25 protein-coding genes and 1 tRNA gene are annotated in these 19,916 nt (G+C 64.0%); 16 read left to right on the forward strand and 10 right to left on the reverse strand.

Translation table 11 applies throughout. The features are described 5' to 3' along the window. Nucleotides 1–27: 27 nt before the first annotated feature. From Q4G50_RS03970 to Q4G50_RS03980, 3 genes are read right to left on the reverse strand one after another with little or no spacing between them, the layout of a single operon-like run. Entirely contained in the window at nucleotides 28–1,179 is a 1,152-nt protein-coding gene (locus tag Q4G50_RS03970; RefSeq protein ID WP_303376348.1) for a bifunctional RNase H/acid phosphatase, read from the reverse strand. Then, complete coding sequence (locus Q4G50_RS03975; RefSeq protein ID WP_303376349.1) at nucleotides 1,179–1,901, reverse strand: zinc ribbon domain-containing protein; 723 nt, start codon at nucleotides 1,899–1,901, stop codon at nucleotides 1,179–1,181. The genes Q4G50_RS03970 and Q4G50_RS03975 overlap by 1 nt, the downstream gene beginning before the upstream one ends. Nucleotides 1,902–1,912: 11 nt before the next feature. Then, nucleotides 1,913–3,046: a Nif3-like dinuclear metal center hexameric protein gene (locus tag Q4G50_RS03980; protein ID WP_303376350.1), complete on the reverse strand. Its 1,134-nt coding sequence runs from the start codon at nucleotides 3,044–3,046 to the stop codon at nucleotides 1,913–1,915. A 44-nt stretch (nucleotides 3,047–3,090) separates the two neighbouring features. On the opposite strand from Q4G50_RS03980, the gene Q4G50_RS03985 reads away from it, so the two are divergent. The 7 genes from Q4G50_RS03985 to Q4G50_RS04015 all read left to right on the forward strand — a co-directional run bounded on the left by Q4G50_RS03985 (nucleotide 3,091) and on the right by Q4G50_RS04015 (nucleotide 7,022). After that, entirely contained in the window at nucleotides 3,091–3,747 is a 657-nt protein-coding gene (locus Q4G50_RS03985; RefSeq protein WP_303376351.1) for an HAD hydrolase-like protein, read from the forward strand. Beyond that, on the forward strand, nucleotides 3,722–4,234 hold the full coding sequence (locus Q4G50_RS03990) for a low molecular weight protein-tyrosine-phosphatase (protein WP_303376352.1): 513 nt from the start codon (nucleotides 3,722–3,724) through the stop codon (nucleotides 4,232–4,234). Before Q4G50_RS03985 ends, Q4G50_RS03990 begins: the two co-directional genes overlap by 26 nt. Nucleotides 4,235–4,259: 25 nt before the next feature. Further along, nucleotides 4,260–5,162 (forward strand): SURF1 family protein, encoded by a 903-nt coding sequence (locus tag Q4G50_RS03995; RefSeq protein WP_303376353.1) that lies wholly within the window; start codon nucleotides 4,260–4,262, stop codon nucleotides 5,160–5,162. Between the two features lie 46 nt (nucleotides 5,163–5,208). Continuing rightward, nucleotides 5,209–5,937 (forward strand): hypothetical protein, encoded by a 729-nt coding sequence (locus Q4G50_RS04000; RefSeq protein ID WP_303376354.1) that lies wholly within the window; start codon nucleotides 5,209–5,211, stop codon nucleotides 5,935–5,937. Between the two features lie 113 nt (nucleotides 5,938–6,050). Further along, nucleotides 6,051–6,188: a hypothetical protein gene (locus tag Q4G50_RS04005; protein ID WP_303376355.1), complete on the forward strand. Its 138-nt coding sequence runs from the start codon at nucleotides 6,051–6,053 to the stop codon at nucleotides 6,186–6,188. 83 nt (nucleotides 6,189–6,271) lie between these two features. Then, the gene (locus Q4G50_RS04010; protein WP_303376356.1) at nucleotides 6,272–6,649 is read left to right on the forward strand and encodes a hypothetical protein; all 378 of its coding nucleotides are present in this window, start codon (nucleotides 6,272–6,274) and stop codon (nucleotides 6,647–6,649) included. Next, on the forward strand, nucleotides 6,606–7,022 hold the full coding sequence (locus Q4G50_RS04015) for a hypothetical protein (RefSeq protein ID WP_303376357.1): 417 nt from the start codon (nucleotides 6,606–6,608) through the stop codon (nucleotides 7,020–7,022). Before Q4G50_RS04010 ends, Q4G50_RS04015 begins: the two co-directional genes overlap by 44 nt. A 141-nt stretch (nucleotides 7,023–7,163) precedes the next feature. Here Q4G50_RS04015 and Q4G50_RS04020 read toward each other — a convergent pair. Together Q4G50_RS04020 and Q4G50_RS04025 are read right to left on the reverse strand one after the other, a co-directional pair. Then, a tRNA-Val gene (locus Q4G50_RS04020) sits at nucleotides 7,164–7,239 on the reverse strand. 49 nt (nucleotides 7,240–7,288) lie between these two features. Further along, a complete protein-coding gene (locus tag Q4G50_RS04025) occupies nucleotides 7,289–7,714 on the reverse strand; it encodes a DUF3052 domain-containing protein (RefSeq protein WP_303376358.1) in 426 nt (141 codons plus the stop codon). Between the two features lie 354 nt (nucleotides 7,715–8,068). On the opposite strand from Q4G50_RS04025, the gene aceE reads away from it, so the two are divergent. The 3 genes from aceE (at nucleotide 8,069) to Q4G50_RS04040 (ending at nucleotide 12,091) form a co-directional block, all read left to right on the forward strand. Next, nucleotides 8,069–10,822 carry a pyruvate dehydrogenase (acetyl-transferring), homodimeric type gene (gene aceE, locus Q4G50_RS04030; protein WP_303376359.1) on the forward strand — a complete coding sequence of 918 codons (2,754 nt, stop codon included), beginning with the start codon at nucleotides 8,069–8,071 and terminating at the stop codon, nucleotides 10,820–10,822. Nucleotides 10,823–10,906: 84 nt separating this feature from the next. Next, on the forward strand, nucleotides 10,907–11,512 hold the full coding sequence (locus tag Q4G50_RS04035; RefSeq protein WP_303376373.1) for a DUF1707 domain-containing protein: 606 nt from the start codon (nucleotides 10,907–10,909) through the stop codon (nucleotides 11,510–11,512). A gap of 171 nt (nucleotides 11,513–11,683) precedes the next feature. Next, the gene (locus Q4G50_RS04040; protein WP_303376360.1) at nucleotides 11,684–12,091 is read left to right on the forward strand and encodes a hypothetical protein; all 408 of its coding nucleotides are present in this window, start codon (nucleotides 11,684–11,686) and stop codon (nucleotides 12,089–12,091) included. 13 nt (nucleotides 12,092–12,104) lie between these two features. Here the strand turns inward: Q4G50_RS04040 and Q4G50_RS04045 are convergent, their stop codons facing one another. The 3 genes from Q4G50_RS04045 to Q4G50_RS04055 all read right to left on the reverse strand — a co-directional run bounded on the left by Q4G50_RS04045 (nucleotide 12,105) and on the right by Q4G50_RS04055 (nucleotide 14,549). Then, nucleotides 12,105–12,617: a hypothetical protein gene (locus Q4G50_RS04045; protein WP_303376361.1), complete on the reverse strand. Its 513-nt coding sequence runs from the start codon at nucleotides 12,615–12,617 to the stop codon at nucleotides 12,105–12,107. Nucleotides 12,618–12,697: 80 nt separating this feature from the next. Then, a complete protein-coding gene (locus Q4G50_RS04050; RefSeq protein WP_303376362.1) occupies nucleotides 12,698–13,507 on the reverse strand; it encodes a serine hydrolase in 810 nt (269 codons plus the stop codon). 10 nt (nucleotides 13,508–13,517) lie between these two features. Next, complete coding sequence (locus Q4G50_RS04055; protein WP_303376363.1) at nucleotides 13,518–14,549, reverse strand: alpha/beta fold hydrolase; 1,032 nt, start codon at nucleotides 14,547–14,549, stop codon at nucleotides 13,518–13,520. Nucleotides 14,550–14,594: 45 nt separating this feature from the next. On the opposite strand from Q4G50_RS04055, the gene Q4G50_RS04060 reads away from it, so the two are divergent. Together Q4G50_RS04060 and Q4G50_RS04065 are read left to right on the forward strand one after the other, a co-directional pair. After that, nucleotides 14,595–14,831, forward strand: coding sequence for an acyl carrier protein (locus tag Q4G50_RS04060; protein ID WP_303376364.1), 237 nt, complete (start codon nucleotides 14,595–14,597; stop codon nucleotides 14,829–14,831). A gap of 55 nt (nucleotides 14,832–14,886) precedes the next feature. Continuing rightward, nucleotides 14,887–15,690, forward strand: coding sequence for an HAD-IIA family hydrolase (locus tag Q4G50_RS04065; protein ID WP_303376365.1), 804 nt, complete (start codon nucleotides 14,887–14,889; stop codon nucleotides 15,688–15,690). On the opposite strand, the gene Q4G50_RS04070 is transcribed toward Q4G50_RS04065, so the two are convergent. After that, on the reverse strand, nucleotides 15,687–16,265 hold the full coding sequence (locus tag Q4G50_RS04070; RefSeq protein ID WP_303376366.1) for a YdcF family protein: 579 nt from the start codon (nucleotides 16,263–16,265) through the stop codon (nucleotides 15,687–15,689). The genes Q4G50_RS04065 and Q4G50_RS04070 overlap by 4 nt on opposite strands. A 203-nt stretch (nucleotides 16,266–16,468) precedes the next feature. Here Q4G50_RS04070 and nrdF point away from each other — a divergent pair, with 203 nt between their 5' ends. From nrdF to Q4G50_RS04090, 4 genes are all read left to right on the forward strand, one after another. Next, the gene (gene nrdF, locus Q4G50_RS04075) at nucleotides 16,469–17,467 is read left to right on the forward strand and encodes a class 1b ribonucleoside-diphosphate reductase subunit beta (RefSeq protein WP_303376367.1); all 999 of its coding nucleotides are present in this window, start codon (nucleotides 16,469–16,471) and stop codon (nucleotides 17,465–17,467) included. A 233-nt stretch (nucleotides 17,468–17,700) separates the two neighbouring features. Next, nucleotides 17,701–18,954 (forward strand): UDP-N-acetyl-D-mannosamine dehydrogenase, encoded by a 1,254-nt coding sequence (gene wecC, locus Q4G50_RS04080; protein WP_303376368.1) that lies wholly within the window; start codon nucleotides 17,701–17,703, stop codon nucleotides 18,952–18,954. Between the two features lie 272 nt (nucleotides 18,955–19,226). Next, nucleotides 19,227–19,475, forward strand: a complete 249-nt coding sequence (locus tag Q4G50_RS04085; protein ID WP_303376369.1) for a transposase family protein — start codon at nucleotides 19,227–19,229, stop codon at nucleotides 19,473–19,475. Then, nucleotides 19,472–19,696 carry a hypothetical protein gene (locus tag Q4G50_RS04090; RefSeq protein ID WP_303376374.1) on the forward strand — a complete coding sequence of 75 codons (225 nt, stop codon included), beginning with the start codon at nucleotides 19,472–19,474 and terminating at the stop codon, nucleotides 19,694–19,696. Before Q4G50_RS04085 ends, Q4G50_RS04090 begins: the two co-directional genes overlap by 4 nt. Here Q4G50_RS04090 and Q4G50_RS04095 read toward each other — a convergent pair. After that, the coding region (locus Q4G50_RS04095) for a transposase (protein WP_303376370.1) at nucleotides 19,670–19,916 on the reverse strand (247 nt) is incomplete at its 5' end. The genes Q4G50_RS04090 and Q4G50_RS04095 overlap by 27 nt on opposite strands.

Below are 19,916 nucleotides of genomic sequence, written 5' to 3' on the forward strand. Positions count from 1 at the left end.
GAACCTTCACCTTACTCCGGCGCGGCCCTATGAGGAAGAGCGCAGGTGGGAGGTGTCGTTGAACAGTCGCAGGCTGGAACCGACGCGGGCGGATTCATCGAAGAATTCCACCACTGACAGCGAGGCCAGATCGAGGAACATCCGCGAGACCACCTGCGGACCGGCGTCGAGGGACTGCCTCATAAACGACTTGATCGGCCAGACGTGGCTGACCACCAGGATAGTCTGGCCCGGGTAGCGCTGCTGCAGGTCGCGGCGTACGCGGCGCACCCGGTTGTGCAGCTTCTGCAGGCCCTCGCCTTGCGGTGGGGTGATCGTGGGATCGGCGAGCCATTCGTCATGCAGCTGCGGATCCAGAGCGTGGGCCTCGTCGAAGGTCTTGCCCTCCCAGGCGCCGAAATCCTGCTCGATGAGATCGTCGATAACCTCGACATCCAGGCGCAAGGCCTCGGCGACCGTCTGCGCGGTTTGGCGGCAGCGGGTGAGCGGGGAGGAGACGATGGCGTCAATGCCACCCCGGGCCGCGAGAGTCTGTGCGGCCGCCTGCGCCTGCTGCAGGCCCAGCTCAGTGAGCTGCGGGTTGGAACGGCCGGAGTACTGCTTGGCCGCGGACATTGCGGTCTGGCCGTGACGCAGCAGCACAAAGCGCGTGGGCTGGGAGGTGGCACCCGTCCAGTGGGCGGGAGTGCCGGTCTGGGCGCCCTCGGCGGCGACGATCGCGGAGTCATCCCCGCCGACGATCCCGGGCTCCGCACCCGCGGCCGCGGCATCCATCGCCTGGTTGGACAGGGCGTCGGCCACCGAGTTCTGCGCGCGCGGTACCCAGGTGAAGGTGACCGAGTCGAAGGAGCCCATGACCCGGCGCGCCTGCAGGGCGAGCTTCTGCATGTCGGGGTGCTTGATTTTCCAGCGTCCACTCATCTGCTCGACGACAAGCTTGGAGTCCATGAACACCTCGACGGTGCGGGCCCCCAGCTCGGCGGCGGCTTCCAGTCCGCGCAGCATGCCGTGGTATTCGGCGACATTATTGGTGGCCTTCTTGCCCACCACATAGACAATGTCGCGCAGGACGGTGTGCCCGTCGGCGGCGTAGACGACGGTGCCGGAACCGGCGACCCCCGGGTTTCCCCGGGAACCGCCGTCGGCGTAGACGATCACATGCTCATGGGATGCCGGCACTAGACCTGCTTCCGGATGAGGTAGGTCCCGCACTCGGGGCACTGGGGCAGCTCATCGGCGGGGGCGCGGTTGATGCGCTGCTGGTCGAGACCGGACAGCACGATGTAGCAGCCGCCGCAGGTACGGCCGTTGAAGTCGGCGGCACCGACATCGGAGTCGTTCTTCTGCGCGTCGTACTCGGCGAGGACGGTCTCCGGCAGCTGGGTACGCAGCTCAGCGATATGCGCCTCGGGGTCCTGCACGGCTGCGGCGGCCTCGTTGGCGGCCTCGGCGGCGCGCTTGGCCACCTCGAGCTGGCGGGCGATCTCATCGCACTTGGCGCCGTGGTTGTCGCGGTTGTTGCGCAGGGCGTGGATCTGGTTGTGGCACTCGGTGAGCTCGCCCATGAGGTCGGCGATACGCGACTTGGCGGAGTAGCGGTCATGCTCCAGGTCGCGGCGACGATCCGGGTCGGTCTCGGCGGCGAGCTGGGCCTTGTCGTCGGCGGAGCGCTTGCGCAGCTTACGCTCGTCCTCCTGGATACGGAGGATCTCGGCTTCCATGTCGTCGACGGCCATCTGGGCGGCGGCGGACGCGTTGAGCATGCGCTGCTGTTCCTTGGTCAGCCTCTCCAGTTCCTGCTGCTCCGGGGTGATAAATGCCTGGTCGCCCACGAGGTCGAGGGAGCGTTCGGTGTTGGCCAGTTCGAGCAGGACGGCCTGCTGCATCGGGTCGAGTTTCATGTCTGTTCTTTCTACTCGCTTGCGTGGGCGGACAGGGTCCAGGGGTCGGTGCGCAGGTCGATGACATGCGTATCGACGCCCGCCTGCTCCCCCACCATTTCAGCAGCCTGCGACGTCCAGGGGAATTCGCTGGCCCAGTGGGCGGTGTCGATGACAGGTGGTCCCCCGGCGCGGAGGTACTCGTCGACGGGGTGATGGCGCAGGTCGGAGGTGACATACACGTCGACGCCGAGGCCGCGGACAGCGTCGAGGAAGCTGTCACCGGAGCCGGAGCTGACGGCCACCTTCTGCACCTTCGCATCCGGGTCGCCGGCAGCGCGCACACCCCATTCGGTGACCGGCAGGGCGTTCGCGACCTGCTGGGTGAATTCCCGCAAGGTCATGGGTTCGGGCAGCTCACCGATGCGACCCAGTCCGCAGGCCTCACCCTTGTCGGAGGTGTCGGCCATCTCGAGGATGTCGAAAGCCGGCTCTTCGTAGGGGTGGGCGGCACGGAGGGCGTCGATAAGCGGACGCCGCAAACGGGCGGGGGCGACGAACTCGACGCGGACCTCGGCGGCCCGATATGTCTGGCCGATTTCCCCGTCGGTGGGATCCGCGCCTTCGACGGGGGTGAACTGGCCAGTGCCCTCGATGTCGAAGGCGCAGTCGCGGTAGTTGCCGATCTCGCCAGCGCCGGCGTCGAAAAGCGCCTTCTTGAGGGTATCGACGTCCGCGGGCGGGACATGGACACCCCACTTATCGACGCCCCCGCCCGTCTTCGGCAGGATCGGGCGTCCGGGTTCAACTCCGACAAGCTCCGCGAGGCGGTCGTTGACGCCGGGGCGGGCGGAATCGGCGTTCGTGTGCGCCGCGAACAGGGCCACCCCGCCGCGGATGAGGGTGTGGATGACCTTGCCCTTCGGCGTGTCAGCCGCCACGGAGGTCACCCCGCGCATGAGCAACGGGTGGTGCACGACGAGCATCTGCGCGCCCAGCCGCACGGCCTCCTCGGCGACCGCCTGCGTGCAGTCGAGGGCAAAGGCCACCTTGTGCACTTCATCGGAAGGGTCGCCGCAGATGAGGCCGACGGCGTCCCAGCTCTCGGCGAGCGAGGGCGGGTAGGCGGTGTCGAGAATGGAACGGATATCACCGACGGTAGTCATGGCCCCCAAGTGTAGACGGCCCCGGATGTGGCAGATTGGGGGCCGTGAGCATTCTTCTTCTCGACGTCGACGGCACCCTCATCGATTCCCTCCCCGGCATCCAGGGTGGTTTCCTGCACACCCTGGATGAGCTCGGTTGGCCGCATCCGGACGCGGAGTTCCAGGCCCGCATCGCCGGCCCACCGATGGAGGTGACACTGCGCTCACTCGGCATGACCGCCGAGCAGGCGCACGAGGGACTGCAGATCTACCTGGAGTACACACGCCAGGGTGGTTGGGCCAACGCCACGAGCTTCCCGGGGATGCTCGACGTGGTGCGTGGCTGGAAGCAGCAGGGCCTGACCATCGCCACCGCCACCTCCAAGGGCGAGGGCTTCGCCCGCCTCATCTTGGAACGCGAGGGCTTCATGGAGCTCATCGATTTCCTCGGCGCTGCCCAGGAGGACGGACCGCGGCGCGGCAAATCGGCAGTCATTGACTACGTTCTCTCCACGAACGGGTGGTCGGCGCAGACGCACGATATTCTCATGGTCGGCGACCGCTCCCACGACATCGAGGGGGCGGCCGAACACGGCATTGCTACAGTGGCCGTCTCATGGGGTTATGGAACCCCTGAGGAGTGGGCCACCGCCGCTCACACCGTACATACCCCGAAGGAACTGGAAGGGATCGTCCATGACTGGCACGCCGCACGAGGATGAGCGCTACCACGTCGATTTCGTCTGCACCGGCAACATCTGCCGCTCCCCCATGGCTGAGGTGATCTTTCACGACGCCGTCGAGGCCGCCGGACTCCACGACCAGATCCGCGTCTCCTCCTGCGGCATCGGTGGCTGGCACGTGGGCAACGGTGCTGATCGGCGCGCCATCGCGGAGCTGCGGGCCGCCGGTCACGACGGCTCCGACCACATCGCCTCCCAGCTCGGCCCGGAGGACATGGCCGCTGACCTGTTGGTGGCCCTGGACACCGGGCATGTCTCCGAGCTCATCGCCCGCGGTGTGCCGGAAGACAAGATCCGCCTCCTGCGTAGCTTCGACCCGGCCGCCCCGGAGCAGGCGTCCGTCGCGGACCCGTACTACGGCGGGCCGGAAGGTTTCGTGGAGACACGGGAGCAGATCGAGGCCGCCGTCGACGGCCTGATGATCTTCGTGCGCGACGCCATGCAGGTGGGCACTCGGGCGAACTAGACAGGCCCTGTACACTGAACTTTCGATGGATACGACAAGGCAGCGGTACGGAAGCAACCACAGCTCGGGCAAGAAGGGTCTCAAGACCTTCCTCAAGCCCGGCTGGGTGTTCATGTTCCTGCTTATCGTCGCTTTCTCCTACGTGGCGTTCACGTTCCTCGCGCCCTGGCAGCTGGGCAAGGACGACGCGATCGTCCACCGCAACAACCAGATCGACGCCGCCTTCCGGGCTGATCCGGTGCCGGTCTCCGAGATTTTCGGACCCGCCGGTGAGGTTGATCCGGATGATGAGTGGCGGCGTGTCACCCTCCAGGGCGAGTACCTCCCGGATGATGAGGTCCTGCTGCGCATGCGCCCGGTCGACTCCTCCCCCGCCTTCCACGCGCTGACCCCCTTCCGCCTGGATTCGGGTGAGACGATCCTGGTCAACCGCGGTTTCACCGTCCCCATTGACGGCAACATCCCCGACATGACCGAAGCGCCGAGCGGCCCGCTGACCATCCACGGCCACGCCCGCCTCAACGAGATCGAACCGGGCACCGCCCCCATGGAGGATCAGGGTTACCGCCAGGTGTACGGCATCAACACGCAGCAAGTTGGTGAGGTCGTCGGGGTCGACCTGGCCCGCGACTTCGTTCAGCTCTCTGAAGGCGAACCGGGTGAGCTCAACGCCATACCGGTGCCCAAGCTGGACCGCGGCTCGCACTTGTCCTACGGCTTCCAGTGGATTGCCTTCGGCATCATGGCGCCCCTCGGCCTGGGGTATTTCATCTGGGCGGAACTGCGCGAGCGTCGCCGTGTGCGGGATGAATCGCAGGAGCTTATCGACGCCCCCGTGGAAAAGGCCGCCCCCACCCGCTCCCGTTACGGCGACGCCCACCCTGACCACTACGAACGCTTCGCCAAGCGCGACCGCGAACGCTTCTGACTAGTGTAGGGGCAACCACCCCGACGAATGTCCCGCAGGAGACAGCATGGGCTTCTGGAATCGACTCTTCAGCACCGGCGCCGACCGCATCATCGATGCCCGCGCCGCCGGCACCACTCTCCCCCGCCGCTGGCGCACCCCCGAGCCCGAAGAATTGTGCTGCGACCCCCGCGAGGCCGCCCAGATTCTGCTGTTAGCCCTCGACAACGCGGAGGCTCTCGGGTTCGTCCCACGCCGGGAAATCACCGTCGACGACATCGACTTCAACTTCTACAACGGCCCCCAGGGTTTCCGGCTGGAGCATCTCAGCGCCCTACTGCGCCTCTCCGACGAAGACGGCGGATCACTGTTCCCCCGCGCCATGGTTTTCGACGCCGAATGCGTCGAATCCAACGACACCTATGCGCAGCTACTGTGGCAGATCGCCGACGCCGCCGGCACCACCGATCGCTTCGCCGAGGTCCACTGCGATCTCCACTTCGGCCCTGATTTCGCCGACAACCCCGTCGGCGAAATGAGTTACCTCTGCGGCGGTGAGGCACGGCAGCTGGATATCGCGGTCGAGGGCGAATGGGCCGACCCCGATGTGGTCCGGCACCTCTTCGAAGACGCCACCCCGGAAGGCCACCGCTGGGTCCCTACCGGTGACTACGGCATCCACGTGTGGGTGCCCGAAGAGCACGCCGACGAGGTGGCCCGCATCTTCGCCACCGAGGACACCGCCGCCGAAGCACGCATCGCCGGGCACCTCCACCGGGAGCGTCACGGGGAGTAGGCGTCAAGCGCAGTGTCCGCAACTTGTGGATAACCTCGAACGCCGAGTGAGTTATCCACAGGTTCGAACGAGAGGCCACGCGGATTGCCTGCAGAGCCCAGATACTCGAGGGCATGTCGCCTTCCCTCCTGTCCTTCATTACCCCGATGCGCGACTGGGCGATCGAGGCTCCCCTCATCCATACCGCCGCAGTCCCGCTGAAAGATCACCAACTCCGACTGGCACTTTTGGGCCCCGAGTACACTTTTTAAGCCCGGAGGTCGCGATCCTCACCGAGCGCTGGCGCGGTCTCCCCCGCTGGCAACAAGACGAATGCCGTATCCGGGCCGCCACGATGAGCACCTCGAAAGCAATCTTGGTTGGGCGCTCCGCCGCCCGCGTGTTTGGGATCCCCGTCATCGGCGCCGGCCACGACGTCGAACTCAACCTTCCGTCCCGGCATTCCCGCCGTCCCCGCCACGACTGGCCCCCGAAGTTTCACTACCGGGCGAGGGTTCTGCGGCCCATTGACCTGGACACCTTCAACGGATTGCGCGTCACCAACGTCTACCGCACTGTCATCGACATCGCCCGCCTCCACGGCCTGGTGGAGGGCATCGTCGCCTTCGATGCCCCCGCTCGCGTTGGAGAAGGTGACCCCCGCAAAAGTAGAGAAGGCACTCGCGTTGATGAAGCGGGCACCGGGGATCCGCACCGCGCGCCGGGCCTTTGAACTCGCCGATCCCCGCTCCGAAAGCCCCCTGGAGTCCTGGGGGCGAGCCCAGATCCTGGCCGCTGACATTCCTGGGCTTCACTCCCTGCAGCTGCAGGTGGATGTACTCGACGGAGATCACCGCGTAGACCTGCTGCTTAATGAGCGGACAGTTTGCGAACTCCACGGCGACATCAAATACGACGGCTCCACTGGCACCCCTCTGATTGAGCAGATGAAAAAAGACCGCCGCCGGGAGCGGCGAATTCACAACGCCGGCTACCCACTCATTCACGCTGAGTATGCCGACCTGGCCACCATGGTGGGTAAAGAATCCCGCTTCATCGGGATGGTCCGGGAGTCCTTGGCCTCCGCGATAATTCGCGGGGGATAGTCCACTCCGGATAGTTCACCAGGTGTAGCTTGCAGGTCATTTAGGCGGCCCCGAACCGCGACCTGGGGGACTATCGCCCGTGAACTATCCCTCAACGAAGGAGCAGGCCTGCCCCACCCTGGGGAAGACCTGCTCGTTTAGTGGTGCGCTCTGACGGGCTCGAACCGCCGACCTATTGGGTGTAAACCAATTGCTCTTCCAGCTGAGCTAAGAGCGCTGGGTCAGAACAGACTACCACGGGCCCCGTGGGGCCCGAACGCAGCCCCCTACTTCTGGCCGCGGGCCTCGAGGCAGTTGCCCTGCCAGGCGCCCAGGCGGGTGGCCGTGGTCTGCACCAAGCCGGCCAGCTGCGCGGACTCGGAGATCTCACCGGGGGCAATGGTTCCCTGCTTGCCGGCGCCGGGGGTCAGCAGCCAGATGCGACCGTTCTCGGCGAGGGGGCGCAGCGAGTCGACGAGCCCGTCCACCAGGTCGCCGTCTTCCTCGCGCCACCACAACAGGACGACGTCGCAGAGTTCATCGGTGTCTTCGTCGAGAAGCTCTTCCCCGATGGCGTCCTCGACGGCCTCCGAGATGGCCGAGTCACAATCCTCGTCCCATCCGACTTCCTGGACGATCATCCCCGACTCCACGCCGAGGATCTGTGCGTAGTCCTGGGCGTTCTTCTTCACAACGCCCGGAGCGTCCACCACTGCGTTATTCCTCCTTGTTCGCGGCCGATCCCCGTATGGGATCAGCCTTATACGGTTACTGCTAGGCAGGATACAAGGTGTCTGGCGGTTTTTCCTGCTTTCAACAAACGTTGTCGGGCCAATCCACAGGAGGCGACTTCACAAACCGCGCGGTGCGGACCAGTGCACTGGCTGGAAGGAGGGGGAAGGGGGCGTCGATAAGTGGAAGTTTTCCTTCGCAAAATTTGCAACTCGCCCAATGAACCTTGGCCAAAGAAAACACGTATCCTGGAAACCACCATTCGGGCCCGTCCGGAACACCTTCCCCGGCGGGCCCCATTCTCCACCTCACCATCACAAACACGGAGGCTCACCATGGCAGATGACCTGAACGCGAACGGCGGCAAGGCCAACTCCCACTATCCCGCGATCCGCGACGGGGTCGCGTCTTACCTCAACGACACGGATCCGGAGGAAACCCAGGAGTGGATGGATTCCCTCGACGGGCTGCTCGCCGAGAAGGATCCGGCCCGCGCGCGTTACCTCATGCTGCGCATGCTGGAGCGTGCCACCCTCAAGCGCGTTCCGCTGCCGAACCTGACTTCCACTGACTTCGTCAACACCATTCCGACGAACATGGAGCCGGAATTCCCGGGTGATGAGGAGATCGAGAAGCGTTACCGCCGTTGGATGCGCTGGAATGCGGCGATGATGGTGCACCGCGCGCAGCGTCCGGGTATCGGGGTGGGTGGCCACATCTCCACCTACGCTTCCGCCGCCCCGCTGTATGAGGTCGGTTTCAACCACTTCTGGAAGGGCAAGGACCACCCGGGCGGCGGCGACCACATCTTCTTCCAGGGGCACGCCTCCCCCGGCATCTACGCCCGCGCTTTCCTTGAGGGACGCCTGAGCGAGGATGACCTCGATGGTTTCCGCCAGGAAGTCTCCCGCCCGCAGGGTGGCATCCCCTCCTACCCGCACCCGCACGGCATGCCGGAGTTCTGGGAGTTCCCGACCGTCTCCATGGGTCTCGGCCCGATGGACGCGATATACCAGGCCCGTTTCAACCGTTACCTCCACGACCGCGGCATCAAGGACACCTCTGAGCAGCATGTGTGGGCTTTCCTCGGTGACGGTGAGATGGATGAGCCGGAGTCCCGTGGCCTCATCCAGCACGCGGCCCTGAACAACCTGGACAACCTGACGTTTGTGGTCAACTGCAACCTGCAGCGCCTCGACGGCCCGGTGCGCGGCAACACCCAGATCATCCAGGAGCTGGAGTCCTTCTTCCGCGGCGCCGGTTGGTCCGTGATCAAGGTGATCTGGGGCCGCGAGTGGGACGCCCTGCTGGAGAAGGACGAGGAGGGTGCGCTGGTCAACGTCATGAACACCACCCCGGACGGTGACTACCAGACCTTCAAGGCCAACGACGGCGCCTATGTCCGCGAGCATTTCTTCGGCCGCGATGAGCGCACGAAGAAGCTCGTCGAGGACATGACCGACGAGGAGATCTGGGCCCTGCCGCGCGGTGGCCACGATTACCGCAAGGTCTACGCCGCCTACCAGCGTGCCCTGGAGACCAAGGACCGCCCGACCGTCATCCTGGCGTTCACCATCAAGGGCTACGGCCTGGGCCACAACTTCGAGGGCCGCAATGCCACCCACCAGATGAAGAAGCTGGCGGCAGAGGACCTCAAGGCCTTCCGCGATAAGCAGTCCATCCCGATTCCGGATGAGGTCCTCGAGGCTGATCCGTACCTCCCGCCGTACTACCACCCGGGTGATGATGCCCCGGAGATTAAGTACATGAAGGAGCGTCGCGCGGAGTTGGGCGGTTATGTGCCGGAGCGTCGTCAGGATTACACGCCGCTGCAGGTGCCGGACATCGACAAGCTGCGCAGCGTGCGCAAGGGTTCCGGCAAGCAGGAGGTCGCCTCCACCATGGCGCTCGTGCGTGCGTTCAAGGAGCTCATGCGCGACAAGGAGCTGGGCCGCCGCGTCGTGCCGATCATCCCGGATGAGGCCCGTACCTTCGGCCTCGACTCCTGGTTCCCGACCCTGAAGATCTACAACCCGCACGGCCAGAACTACGTGCCGGTCGACCATGACCTCATGCTCTCCTACCGGGAGTCCACCGACGGTCAGATCCTTCACGAGGGCATCAATGAGGCCGGTTCCGTCGCATCCTTCATGGCCGCCGGTTCCTCCTACGCCACTCACGGCGAGGCGATGGTCCCGCTGTACATCTTCTACTCGATGTTCGGTTTCCAGCGCACCGGCGACGGTATCTGGGCCGCCGCCGACCAGATGTGCCGTGGTTTCCTCATCGGTGCCACCGCCGGCCGCACCACCCTGACGGGTGAAGGCCTGCAGCACATGGATGGTCACTCCCAGATCCTGGCGTCGACGAACCCGGGTGTCGTCTCCTACGACCCAGCCTTCGCCTACGAGATCGCCCACCTACTGCACGAGGGCATTGACCGCATGTACGGCCCGGACCGTGGTGAGAATGTCATCTACTACCTCACCGTGTACAACGAGCCGGTGCCGCAGCCGGCCGAGCCGGAGGACCTCGACGTCGAGGGCCTGCACAAGGGCATGTACCTGTTCTCCCGCGCCGAGGAGCTGGAGGTCGGCGACGAGCTCGAGGCCTCCATCCTGGCTTCCGGTGTGGGCATGCAGTGGGCGCTGAAGGCGCAGCAGATGCTGGCTGAGGAGTATGACGTGAAGGCCAATGTCTTCTCTGTCACCTCCTGGGTCGAGCTGGCCCGCGAGGGTGCGGCGAAGAACAAGGAACAGCTGCGCAACCCGGCCGCGGATATTGAGGAGGCTTTCGCCACCAAACAGCTCAAGCAGGTCGAGGGCGGCACCTTCGTCGCCGTGTCCGATTTCGCCACTGACCTGCAGGAGCAGATCCGCGCCTACGTCCCGGGCGAGTACATCGTGCTCGGTGCTGATGGCTTCGGTTTCTCCGACACCCGCCCGGCCGCGCGCCGCTTCTTCAACATTGACGCCGAGTCGGTGGTCGTCGCCGTGCTCATGGGCCTGGCCCGTGAGGGCAAGATCGACATCTCCGTGGCCCAGGAGGCTGCTGAGCGCTACCAGCTGGATGATCCGACGGCTGTGTAGTTGAACAACCGTCAAGGCCCTGCTTCGGCAGGGCCTTTCGCTTATCGACGCCCCCTTCATCCCCCCGGTATCGTGGTTCCCGTGATGCCGCGCGATGAAGACCGAGAAGAACTGCAGGCCGATCTGACCCGCCTGGTGGGGACGGGACGCCTGGGGGTGGAGGAATTCGACCGGCTGTGTGATGTGGTGTGGTCGACGAGGGATCGCTCCGTGCTCGACCGCATCCGGGCGCAGTACCTCGGGTACCAGCCGATGCCGCTCCCGAACACCCCGGTGCCGATGGCGCAGCCCGGTCAGCACCAGCCGTTCACCATGCCGAATCAGCCTGTGGTGTCGACGATGGGTGAGGTCAAGCGCGTCGGCCAGTGGACCGTGCCGGAGCACTCCACTTTCAAGCTCAACGCCTCCACGGTGAAGCTTGACCTGCGGCAGGCGCAGGCCGCGGCCCCGGTGTGCACCTTCGAGATCAATGCGACCATGTCCACCATTGAGATCATCGTCCCGCCGGGGGTGTTCGTGGAGAACCGCCTGCGCGACACCCTGTGCACGATCAACATCGAGACGACCCAGCCGCACCCGCAGGCCCCGCGCGTGGTGCTGGCGGGTGTGGTCCGCGCCTGCACCGTCAAGGTGATCACCCGGGCAGCGCCGAGCCCGAACTCACTATGGAACCGGATGTTCGGGAGCTGAGAATAAATCTCCACTTTAGGTTGAGACAACGGGGGTTATAGTGGGGGTTTAGAGTTGCGGGTGGGGCGCACGGGGTGGACACTCGACGGCAGTGCAAGCCGAGGCCGTTGGGGAAGACGAACCTCGTCTTACCGCCTTCACGGCGGTTGAATCTGCCGAAGGATCTTCGACATGACCATCCTTGCACCTGCACTCCAGCGCTGGTTGGGCGCCGCCGATTCCTCGGACCTCGATCCCTGGGATGACCTTGACGTGACAGCCCCTCCACTAGCGGTGACCGGCTCCGCCCACGTTGCCGTCTTACATATTTCCGGCATGCCCCGCGCCCTGCGCCCCCGGATTGAGTCGCTCCTCGTCGACCATGTGCCGGATGGCTACGCCCCGCTGGCCCCGGGCCTTGACCCGCTCACCGCGAACTGGTTCACCTCCTGGCATCGCACCGCCGGACCAGATGCCGGGATCTACGTTGGCTGCCGCCAAGTGGTGTACGGGCCGGCGGGCAATCTCCGGGACCTGGCGAAGGAACTGACAAAAATCTCCCGCCACCACGGCTTCGACGCCGAGGTACGGGAGATTTAGACCAGACCTTGACTTAGCGCGGGAGAGAGGACCCGTTCGCGGGGGTGAACTGGGCAAGGAACTCCGACACGATGCGAACCAGGTCCGGCAGAGCCACGGTGCCAACACCCGGGACCGGAACCTCGATGGAAGGGGTACCCGGCACAACCAGCACCGGGATGACCGGCTGGGCCGGAGCCGGCGCGGGCTGAGAGGGCGCCGGACGCTGCGGAGCAGGCTGCGACGGGGCCGCACCGCCGCCCTTGAGGCCACAGCGATTGGCGGCCTCATCCACCCGGGCGAGGGCGTCACGGATCTCCGCGCCACGCGGGTGGAAGGCTGCAACGGCCTGCCCCTGGGCACGCTTGTTGTTGTAGTCGGTTTCGTTGGTCCAGTAGTTGCGGGCCTGCTCACAGGAGATCTGGCCTGCCGGAATGCGGTTGAGCAGATCGTCGACTGCGTCAGCGGAAGCGGCTGGGGCGAATGCTCCGAGGCCTACAGCGAGGCTGGCGGAGACTACGAGGGTACGCGCGAAGAATCGAGACATACGGGGCACTATTCCATATTCCCCGTCGAATGTCAGCCGCGCCCGCGAAAATCACACCCGCCACACAGGCAACATGCATCTCAGCTTTCCACCTCTGCCCAGATCGCCTCGTTGGTCTCGGCCCACAGAGGCTTGGCCCAGTCACCGAAGGGCCGGTCGGTGAGTGCCACCATGGCGCGACCGGTGTCCGGCGCGACCCACAGATACGTTCCCGACTGCCCGAAGTGGCCGAAGGTGCCCGCCGGCATGCTGGGGCCCAACCAGTGGGGGCCCTTCTCCCCCTTGATCTCAAAACCCAGTCCCCAGGGACAGGGCTTCATCATGCCGTAGCCGGGGACAATGCCGTTGAGTTCGGGGAACTGCACGGTGGTGGCTTCCGCCATGGTCGAAGGGTGCAACAGGGTGGGGTTCATGAGCTCGAGGAGGAAGGTGATGAAATCGTGGGCCGTCCCCTCTGCCTCCCAGCCGGCGGAGCCGAGCAGACGGGTCCATTTCATACCCAGCGGTTCGAGGATGCCTGCCTGCAGGTACTCGGCGAATGACATGCCGGCGGCCGCGGAGACCGCGTCAGCGAGGATCTCGAAACCGTAGTTGGAGTAGATGCGACGCTCCCCCACTCCACGAATGCGGTCGCCTTCCCGGAAGCCGACTCCGCTGGCGTGCGCCAGCAGGTGCCGGACGGTGGACCCATCCGGGCCAAGCGGGGTGTCCAGCTCGAAGATGCCCTCCTCCCAGGCCATGAGGAAGCCGTAGGCGGAGAGTGGCTTGGTCACGCTCATGAGGTCGAAGACTTTTCCCAGGTCACCGACGCGATCGATGTCGTCTCCGTTGATCACCGCCGCAGCAAACGTGTCGACGGGCCAATCCTTCACCAGATCCAGAGCAGTCACGCCCCACAGTCTAACGGGAGTCCAGCGTGCGGATCATCAACCGGTCGATCGCGGCGTTGAGCACCTCGGGCGCCTCGAGTGGCACCATGTGCCCGGCATTCTGGGCGATCTGCAACCACGCGTCGGGCCACACCTCAATGAGACGCTCAGCCTGCGACAGCGGGGTGACATCGTCGTTTTCCCCGGCGATGACGTAACCGGGAATACCCTGCAGATGGTCCCCGGCCGCCAGCTCATCATGTTCCTGAAGGTCCTCGAAGTAGCCGACGAAAGTCTCCAGCGGGGTTTCGTGGATCATGGCGGCGTGGAACTCAATGAGGTCGTAGTCGGTCTTGCGGTGAAACACAGTGACTGCGAGGGCGGGAGCGAGGATCATGGCCGCCTGTTCCTTGAACTTGCGGGCCTCCTGCGGGGAACTTTCCACTGCGTTGTAAACCTGATCGGCCACCGGTGAGGCGAGGATCTGCGGCAGGCCCTGGTCGGACAGCGCCTCAATGGAGGTGGCGACCAGGATGATGCCGGCGATGTTGCCGCGCAACTCCGGCGGGCAGCGGCGCACCAGGTTGAGTGCCACCAGGCCACCGAGGGAATGGCCCACGAGGATGATGGGCCCCTCCACCCCGCGGGCGCGGATGACCGCGAGGGTGTCGTCGGCTGCGCCCTCGACGGTGCACAGCGCCGGGTCGACTTTGCCGGTCTGTCCGTGCCCGCGGACGTCGAGAAGCAGCAGCCGGGCGGACGGCCACCGCTCACGCAGGTGATTGACCTGCAGAAAGAAGGATTCGGCCGCGAGGGTGAAGCCGTGAACGAACACGATGGTCACCGAGGAATCGTAGGCGCGGACTTTGCCGTACTCGTACCAGTGGACGAGGATGCCCTCATTGTCCACCGTGCCCACCTTGTCAATGGCGGTCAGGCCGGGCTCGCGCGCTCCGGAGTGCAGTTCGCCGAGTTCCAGGGCGAGGCGGCGGCGACCTCCCGGTGACAGTCGCATCACCCAGCTGCGCGCGAGGTTCGGAATGTCATGCAGGGCGAAATCCATACTTCGAGACTACCGACCGCGTCGCTGCCCACTAGGATCGGTGCCATGACTTCCCCCGCGCCAGAACTCGCCCAGATCATCGAGGAGGCCTCCGGCATCGAGGCCGAGACCCTCACCCCGGATGCCCGGCTGACGGATCTGGGGGTCTCCTCCCTCGCGATGATCGAGATTGCCGTGCGCATCGAGGATACGTTTGGCGTTCGACTGGACGACGAAACTGTGTTCCGGATTTCCACCGTCGGGGAACTGGCTGAGCACGTCGCCGCGAACGGCGCCCAGTAGTCACCGACTGCTTCTCGACGCGCAGTCTCGCCCCGCAGCAGCCACAATGGCAGCCATGACTGTCAGCAGCATCAGCTACCTCACCGACATGGACGGTGTCCTCATCCGCGAGGGTGAAATGATCCCCGGCGCCGACCGGTTCCTCCACGCCCTGCACGAGCATGACATCGAGTTCATGGTGCTCACCAACAACTCCATCCACACCCCCAGAGATCTTTCCGCCCGCCTCGCCTCCTCGGGTCTGCGCATCCCCGCCGAGCGAATCTGGACCTCGGCGACCGCCACCGCTCATTTTCTGGCCAACCAGCGTGCGGAGGGCACCGCCTACGTCGTCGGCGAATCCGGTCTGACCACCGCGCTCCATGCGAAAGGCTGGATCCTCACGGATTCCGCACCCGAGTTCGTCGTCCTGGGTGAAACCCGCACCTACTCCTTCGAGGCCATCACCACAGCCATCAACCTCATCCTCGGCGGGGCTCGGTTCATCTGCACCAACCCGGATGTCACCGGACCCGCCCCGCAGGGCATCCTCCCGGCGACCGGGTCCGTCGCGGCGTTGATCACCGCAGCCACCGGCATGGAGCCCTACTACGTGGGCAAACCGAACCCGATGATGCTGCGCTCGGCGCTGAACACCATGGGCGCGCACTCCGAACACACCGTGATGATCGGTGACCGCATGGACACCGACATCAAGACCGGCATGGAGGCCGGCATGCGCACCATTCTCGTGCGTTCCGGCATCTCCGATGACGCCGCCATCGACCGCTACCCCTACCGCCCAACAAGGGTCATCGACGACATCGGCACCATCGCCGACGTCATCCTCGACCCCTTCGGAGACGGGCACTACCTCTAAACCTGGCAGGGATCCCGCACCCAGAACTTCAGCGCCCCGAGGGTCTCCCGGGCCATGTCACGGGGAACATATCTCCACCGCACGTTGTCGATGTGCGCCACGGTGACGTCCAGGTCGGTGCAGCGGTCAAAGACCATCTGCGTGCGCCGGGTGTGCGGCCGACTGGTCACCACCGTCACCGAATCCCAGGACTGCTCCGCCGCGAGCTTCTCGACGCCCAACGCCTCCCCCGCCGTCGTCGACGGCCGGGGATCCAGGCACCAGGTGTCAGCCTCCCCCGTGTGCTCCCCATGGCAATAGGCCCACCCGACCCGGTCGGCTGATCCCCGGGGAACGGCAACGACGAAAGAATCCGCCAGCCCGTCGTCGATGAACTCCGCGCCGAGCTCATGCCGACCATCGGAGGCCCCGCCGAGTACCACCACTGCATCGGAGGATGACGCCTGCTTCGTCGGCGGCAGCAGAAACCACACCATGCTGGCCAGGAACCCCACAGCGACCACCAGCAGCACAAGCAACGCGACGGTGACGGGGCGTGAGCGCCGATAAAGGCGCTTTCGCTGGCGGACGTGCACGGTTCCACTCCTTCGGGTCGACTTTGTTGCCACCCTACCCGGCAGCACGCGAGGGGCCACCTCGCGAAAACGAGGCGGAGTCACTAGGCTGAGCTGTCGAAGGGCAACCCCGGCCCGGATCATTCAACAGGGGATTTCCCATGTTGAAGCAGGCAACACGCTGGTCCCTTCCAGTATCCGGGTGCGAGTCCCGGTGGGAGAACGTGAGCACTCATAAGACGATCAGCACCCCTGTCCACTACGAGGTCGGCCACGTCCTTGATTCCATCGACTGGAACCGCATTCCGGACCAGACCGACCTGGATATCTGGAACCGCCTGACCTCGAACTTCTGGCTGCCGGAGAAGGTCCCCGTGTCCAACGACATTCCGTCGTGGCGCAATATGACCGCCGAAGAGCAGCTGGCCACCATGCGGGTGTTCACCGGTCTGACCTTCCTCGACACCATGCAGGGCACGGTGGGCGCCGTGTCCATCCTCCCGGATGCCGTCACCCCGCACGAGGAAGCTGTGTACACCAACATCTCCTTCATGGAGTCGGTGCACGCCAAGAGCTACTCCAACATCTTCATGACGCTGGCCGACACCCCGGAAATCGATGCCGCCTTCCGCTGGTCCCGTGAGAACGAGAACCTCCAGTACAAGGGCCGCACCATCATCGAGCAGTACCAGACAGGCTCCCCGCAGCGGAAGAAGATCGCCTCCGTCATGCTGGAGTCCTTCCTCTTCTACTCCGGTTTCTACCTGCCACTGCGTTTCGCTTCGATGGGCAAGATCACCAACGCTGCGGACATCATCCGCCTGATCATCCGTGACGAGGCCGTTCACGGCTACTACATCGGCTACAAGTTCCAGCAGGCCGCTAAGCACCTCTCGGAAGAGGAGAACGCCGCTGACAAGGACTTTGCCCTGGAGATGCTTCTTGACCTCTACGACAACGAAGCCCATTACACCCAGGACATCTACGATCCGATCGGGTGGACCGAGGACGTCAAGTCCTTCCTGCGCTACAACGCCAACAAAGCCATGAACAACCTCGGCTTCGAAGGTATTTTCCCGCCGGACCTCTGCCGCTTCAACGCCGGTGTGATGACCTCACTGGACCCCTCCGCCAACGAGAACCACGACTTCTTCTCCGGCTCCGGCTCCTCCTACGTCATCGGCACTGCCGAGGAGACGACGGACGACGACTGGGATTTTTAGGAAAGGGCATCAGAATTCCATTTGATCCCTAACCTATCGGGGCGACTGGCACAGAAATCACACCGATGAGTAAGAACTCAGCCGCCAGAAGCTTATACCGTTCCCGGGCGATGCTAGGGCGCCGGGGGCTGGTAATGTTATGAGAAGATCCACGGGACGAGCGTAATCGTATCTTTTCGCAGGTTTTTCCGTTCAACCCGGCCCGATTCAGTTTCAGATATTAAGGAGAACCAGTGCCCGCTGGAAGTGTCGCGTTCGTAGGACTGGGTTACATCGGCCTGCCGACTGCCGTTGTTATGGCCAATCATGGACTTAAGGTCGTCGGAGTAGATGTCGCACCGGAAAAGGTTGAAAAGATAAATCGCGGCGAAGTGACGATAGTCGAGCCGGGACTTGAGGATCAGCTTAAAGCGGCCATTGCAAACGGCAATTTCAGTGCTACGACGGAGATGCCGGAAGCCGATTCTTACATCGTCGCCGTTCCTACCCCGTTCACAGAATCCCATGATGTGGACATGAAGTTCATCTACTCGGCAGCTGAAGCAATTGCTCCTCAGCTGCGCGGCAATGAACTCATCGTCCTCGAATCAACCTCACCTCCCCTCACCACCGAGAAGATGGCACGAAGGATCCTGGAACTCCGGACAGATCTCGTTGCTGACGGTGCCGACAATCCACACGGCAAGCCCGTCATCTACTTCGCGCACTGCCCTGAAAGAATCCTTCCTGGTAACGCAATGGAAGAGCTCGTCAGCAACGACCGGATTATCGGCGGTATGACGGAGGAAGCCACACGGCGAGCCCAGGAGGTCTACGGAGTCTTCTGTGTCGGCGAACTACTTGGAACTAATGACCGAACTGCCGAGCTGGCAAAGCTCACTGAAAACTCATTCCGCGATGTAAACATCGCTTTCGCCAATGAGCTTTCCCTCATCTGTGACGACCTGGGGATTGATGTCTGGGAATTGATCGAGTTGGCAAACCACCACCCTCGTGTCAACATCCTGCAACCCGGCCCAGGCGTAGGCGGCCACTGCATCGCGGTAGACCCCTGGTTTATCGTTTCTGCTGCGCCGGAAAAGGCGCGCCTCATCCACCTCGCCCGCATTGTTAACGATGGCAAACCCGAGTGGGTCGTGGATAGGGTCGCGGCTGCAATCGAAGCTAACAAGCCAAAGAAAGTCGCAGCCCTCGGACTCGCTTTCAAGGCCAACATTGACGACCTGCGAGAGTCCCCATCCCTGGACATCGCCGTAGAGATGGCCGAGCGATTCCCAGAGGTGGAAGTTCTGGCCGTGGAGCCTAACATTGAACAGCTTCCGGATGTGCTCAGTTCTTTTGAGAATGTTGTCTTGGCCGACTACAACAAGGCAATTGAAGCCGCGGACATCTTGGTTGTTCTAGTAGACCACGATGAATTCAAGTCTGTCCCAGCAACCTCCATTAAAGGAAAAAAGATTATTGACACTAAAGGGCTTTGGCGCTAAGGTCTGTGAAGGTTAGAGACGGTACATTACTGAGCCTCTCTCAGCGTGCTACTTTACTGGCTCTTCCGGTTTTAGAGTGCGTAGCTGACCGCAAGCCCCGTTCGGTGTGGCACAATATGTAGGGGTCCTGGCCGGTACAAGATGAGAGTTACGACGCCTCCATCTGAACGAAACAGGACTCTACTATCTGCCGAACCGCGGAAATCGGACTGACGATTACCGGTGCCGCCGACGCCGGAACCCTTACCATCATCGACGCCACCCCGGTCGCTGTGGAGGATCACTGCCCCGACTGCGCCCAGCCCGGCAAGCTGCGTGCTCACACTGTTCGCCGACTGGTTGACCTGCCTTTCGTGGGGTTTCCCACCCGCCTGCACGTCCGCGTTCCCCGCTTGACCTGTAGCAATCCAGTCTGCAGCAGGAAGATCTTCCAAGCTTCCCTGAACTGCGCCAATGATGGGCCAAGCTCACCCACCGGGACACTCGCTGGACCCTTCAAGGCTTTGCGGGCGACCGGATGAGCGTGGCCGCCACCGCCAAGGCCTCGGCCTTGGGCTGGGAATTGGTCAACCACGTCGCCGTGGACGCCTGCCGACAGCTCGCTTACGACAACCCCTCCCATCTGGACGGGGTGCGCATCCTGGGGTGGATGAGCACGTGTGGAAGCACACCCAACACCCCGGACAGCCATCGTCGTTTGTGGGCTTTTCCGGATTCAGAGTGCGTTGATCCTGGCCTGTAGCTGGCCGGAGTGGATCAAGGACCGCAAGATGTAGTGGTCCAGATTTCGGAACCCCAGCGCGATGCCACGCAGGTGCTCAAGCCGACCATCGATCGCCTCCACCGGCCCGTTGGACGCCCCAACATCGAAATACGCCAGCACGTCCTCGCGCCGGCGCCACAAAGTGGCCCTTCCGGATCTGGGGTGCGTAGCCGGGATGAGAGAGCCAGCATGAGGATCG

This window comes from Corynebacterium sp. (assembly GCF_030538285.1).
Classification (GTDB): domain Bacteria; phylum Actinomycetota; class Actinomycetes; order Mycobacteriales; family Mycobacteriaceae; genus Corynebacterium.